Annotated in this window: 4 protein-coding genes; all 4 read left to right on the forward strand. The window is 71.0% G+C overall.

Going from position 1 to position 4,460, the window contains the following annotated elements:
- Positions 1–75: 75 nt before the first annotated feature.
- Complete coding sequence (locus G6019_RS07335) at positions 76–1,686, forward strand: SLC13 family permease (RefSeq protein WP_241727963.1); 1,611 nt, start codon at positions 76–78, stop codon at positions 1,684–1,686.
- A 22-nt stretch (positions 1,687–1,708) separates the two neighbouring features.
- A complete protein-coding gene (locus tag G6019_RS07340) occupies positions 1,709–2,884 on the forward strand; it encodes an aminotransferase class I/II-fold pyridoxal phosphate-dependent enzyme (protein WP_182612634.1) in 1,176 nt (391 codons plus the stop codon).
- Positions 2,885–2,983: 99 nt separating this feature from the next.
- Entirely contained in the window at positions 2,984–3,127 is a 144-nt protein-coding gene (locus tag G6019_RS07345) for a hypothetical protein (RefSeq protein WP_156509565.1), read from the forward strand.
- Positions 3,128–3,148: 21 nt separating this feature from the next.
- Positions 3,149–4,460 (forward strand): adenylosuccinate lyase (gene purB / locus G6019_RS07350; protein ID WP_182627311.1); only part of this gene is annotated, 1,312 nt, incomplete at its 3' end.

Consider the following 4,460-nt stretch of genomic DNA (forward strand, 5'->3'; position numbering starts at 1 on the left):
CGGGACGCGTGGCGCGCGAGGGAGAAGGCGATGGCAACCGGCGACCGTGATCGGCCGAGGGGCCGGAGGATGGTCATGGCCCCCCACCTGAGCGGCCTGGACCCGGACCCGGACCGCGGCGCGGAGATCGAGCAGAAGTCGCCCGGTGAGCGCGACGGCGCCGTGCCCCGCGGCGAGTTCGTCCGCAGTGTGATCGGGACCGTCGCCGGGGTCGCGGCCGCGGTGCTGGTCTACACGGTCATGCCGGGGGACCTGGAGCACAATGCGCGACTGACCGCTGCCGTGGCGGTGCTGCTGGGGATCTGGTGGATGACCGAGTGCATCCCCATCCCCGCCACGGCGCTGGTGCCGCTCATCGCGTTCCCGGTGCTGGGTCAGGACATCTCGGTCGACGACGTCGGCGCCCAGTACGGCAACAACATCATCTTCCTGTTCATGGGCGGGTTCCTCATCGCGATCGCCATGCAGCGGTGGAACCTGCACCGGCGGATCGCCCTGCTCACCGTGCGCGCGATGGGCACCCGGTCCACGCGCGTGATCGCCGGGTTCATGATCGCGACCGGGTTCCTGAGCATGTGGGTGTCGAACACCGCGACGGCCGTGATGATGCTGCCGATCGGTGTGTCCGTGCTGATGCTGGCCTCCGAGCTCGGCGGCGGCGGCGACGGTGACGGGAAGACCGCGATGCCCGAGATGGACCCGCAGGCGGATCCGAGCTCCGATGCGGTGAAGGAGGCGGTGATCCGCTCCAACTTCGGCACGGCCCTCATGCTCGGCATCGCCTACGCGGCGTCCGTCGGGTCACTGGCGACGATCATCGGGACCCCGCCCAACACCCTGCTCGCCGGATACCTCAGCGCCGAGCACGACATCCAGCTGGGCTTCGGCCAGTGGATGCTGGTCGGGCTGCCGCTCGCGGTGGTCATGCTGGTGATCACCTGGCTCCTGCTCACCAAGGTCCTGTTCAAGCCGGAGATCGAGCGGATCCCCGGTGGGCGGAAGCTGTTCGACGACGAGCTGCGCAGACTCGGCCCGACGTCGTCCGGCGAGAAGCGCGTGCTGGCCGTGTTCGTGGCGGCCGCGGTGGCGTGGGTGGCGGTCCCGCTGGTGTTCGAGGAGCCGCCGATCTCGGACGCGGGCATCGCGCTCGCGGCCGGTCTGCTGCTGTTCCTGCTGCCCGCCGGATCCCAGCGCGGCGTGCGGCTGCTCACCTGGGACGCCGCGCTGGCACTGCCCTGGGGCGTGCTCCTGCTGTTCGGCGGCGGGCTGGCGCTGTCCTCGCAGTTCTCCGGCTCGGGGCTCACCGACTGGATCGGCGAGCAGGCCGGTGCGCTGGGTGCCCTGCCGGTCATCCTGCTGGTGGTGGTGGCCGCCACGGGGATCATCTTCCTCACCGAGCTGACCAGCAACACCGCCACCGCCGCGACATTCCTGCCGGTCGCGGGTGGGGTGGCGCTGGGTCTCGGGCTCGACCCGATGCTGCTGGCGGTCCCGGTCGCCCTGGCCGCCACCTGCGCGTTCATGCTGCCGGTGGCGACCCCGCCCAACGCCATCGCGTACGGATCCGGATACGTGACGATCGGCCAGATGATCCGCGGCGGGGTGTGGCTCAACCTCGTGGGGATCGTGCTCATCACGCTCGTCACCATGACCCTGTTGGTGTGGGTGTTCGGACTGACCTCCTGACGGGGGCGATAGCGTCGGGGGCATGAGCGTCGCGCGTACCCCCTCTCTCAGGTCGGCCGTCGAGCCGTTCCACGTCATGAGCGTCCTGGCCGCGGCGGCGCGGCGTCAGGAGTCCCACGGCGACGTGATCTCCCTGTGTGCCGGGCAGCCCTCGACCCCGGCGCCCGGGCCGGTGCTGGAGGCCGCACGGCGCGCGGTGGACGGCGAGATCCTCGGCTACACCGAGGCGATCGGAATCCGACCGCTCCGGGAGGCGATCGCGGACCACCACCGGCGGGTGGACGGTGTCGAGGTGACCGCCGACGACGTCGTCGTCACCACCGGGTCGTCCGGCGGATTCACGGTGCTCTTCCTGGCCGCGTTCGATCCCGGGGACACCGTCGTCATGGCCCGCCCCGGGTACCCCGCCTACCGCAACACCCTCCAGGCCCTGGGCTGCCTTGTCCACGAGATCGCCTGCGGCCCCGAGACCCGGTACCAACCCACGGTCGCGCAGCTCGAGGCGGTCACGGCGGAGCTGGGCCACCCGCCCGCCGGCCTCATCGTGGCCAGTCCCGCCAACCCGACCGGGACGATCATCGACGCCGCCGAACTCGCCGCCCTCGCGCGCTGGTGCGAGGCCCACGGCACGTTGCTGGTCAGCGACGAGATCTACCACGGCGTCACCTACGGCCGGGAGTGCGCGAGCGCATGGCGGACGAGCCGCGAGTCCGTGGTGATGGGCTCGGTGTCCAAGTACTTCTCCATGACCGGCTGGCGGATCGGGTGGATGCTGCTGCCGCGGTACCTGAGCGCCCCCGTGGACCGGCTCATCGGAAACCTCACCATCTGCCCGCCCGCGCACGCCCAGTTCGCCGCCGTCGCCGCGTTCACCGAGGACTCGGCAGCCGAGCTCGACTCACACGTGGAGCGGTACGCCCGGAACCGCGAGCTCGTGCTGCGCCGACTCGCCGGACTCGGGGTGGGGGAGACCGCACCTCCCGACGGAGCCTTCTACACCTACTTCGACGTCTCGCAGTGGACCGACGACTCGGTGGCGTGGTGCGCGGAGATCCTCGAACACACGGGGGTCGCGCTGACACCCGGCGTCGACTTCGACACCGTCGACGGCCACCACACGGTCCGGTTGAGCTTCGCCGGGGCAACCGACGAGATCGCCGAGGCCATGGACCGGCTCGAGGCGGAACTGGCGCCGTAGGCACCGGCCCGTGGACGCCGTGGGCACCGGCCCGTAGGCGCCTTGGGCCTCGGGGACGTGGCGTCCCCGCCGGTGCCTCCGGGCGGCTACCGTCGGCGCATGGGTTCCGCCGAGATCATCACCGCCAGCGTCTACATCACCCGGCCGTGGCTGCTGCTGCAGGCGCCGCTGACGGTCGAGCAGGTCTACCTCAACGCCCGCGAGATCCTCGCCGGGTCCACCGGCGGCTCGGTCATCTCCTGATCGGGCTGCGATACTGGGGGCGTGACCGCCCAGAACGCCGTACCCGCCCGGGCCACCAAGCCCCGGATCTCCAACGTCCTCGCCTCGCGCTACGCGAGCGCCGACCTGGCCACTCTGTGGTCCGCCGAGCACAAGATCGTGCTCGAGCGGCAGCTGTGGATCGCCGTCCTGCGCGCTCAGCGTGATCTGGGAGTCACCGTTCCCGACGGTGTGATCGAGGCCTACGAGGCCGTGATCGATCGCGTGGACCTGGCGTCGATCGCCGAGCGCGAGCGGGTGACCCGGCACGATGTCAAGGCCCGGATCGAGGAGTTCAACGCCCTCGCCGGACACGAGCAGATCCACAAGGGAATGACGAGCCGGGACCTCACCGAGAACGTCGAGCAGCTCCAGGTGATCCGCTCCCTCGAGTTGGTCCGCGACCGCGGGGTGGCAGCGGTTCGCCGGTTGGCCGAGCACGCGGTGGCGCACCGCGACCAGGTGATGGCCGGCCGCAGCCACAACGTCGCCGCGCAGGCCACCACCCTGGGCAAGCGCTTCGCCTCCGCGGCCGATGAGCTGCTGTTGGCGCTCGAGCGGGTCGACTCACTGATGGAGCGGTACCCCCTGCGCGGTATCAAGGGCCCGATGGGCACCGCGCAGGACATGCTCGACCTGCTCGGGGGCGACGCCGGGAAGATGTCGGAGCTCGAGAGCCGCATCGCCGGGCACCTGGGCTTCTCCCGGACCCTGGACTCGGTCGGCCAGGTGTACCCGCGGTCCCTCGACCACGAGGTCGTCTCCGCGCTGGTCCAGTTGGGCGCCGGCCCGTCCTCGCTGGCCCACACGATCCGGCTGATGGCCGGACACGAGCTGGTCACCGAGGGTTTCCAGCCCGGCCAGGTCGGGTCGTCGGCCATGCCGCACAAGATGAACACCCGGTCCTGCGAGCGGGTCAACGGGCTCCAGGTGGTCCTCCGCGGGTACGGCTCTATGGCCGCCGAGCTCGCCGGCGCGCAGTGGAACGAGGGCGACGTCTTCTGCTCGGTGGTGCGTCGTGTCGCTCTGCCGGATGCGTTCTTCGCGCTGGACGGCATGTTCGAGACGTTCCTGACCGTGCTCGACGAGTTCGGGGCGTACCCGGCCGTGATCGACAAGGAGCTCCAGCGCTACCTGCCGTTCCTCGCCACCACCAAGGTCCTCATGGCGGCCGTCCGGGCCGGGGTCGGCCGAGAGGTCGCGCACGAGGCGATCAAGGAGAACGCGGTGGCGGTGGCGTTGGCGATGCGGGAGGAGGGCCGCGAGCCCGACCTCGTCGACCGGCTCGCCGCCGACGACCGGCTGCCGCTGGACC

Source organism: Dietzia sp. DQ12-76, assembly GCF_014145045.1.
Classification (GTDB): domain Bacteria; phylum Actinomycetota; class Actinomycetes; order Mycobacteriales; family Mycobacteriaceae; genus Dietzia.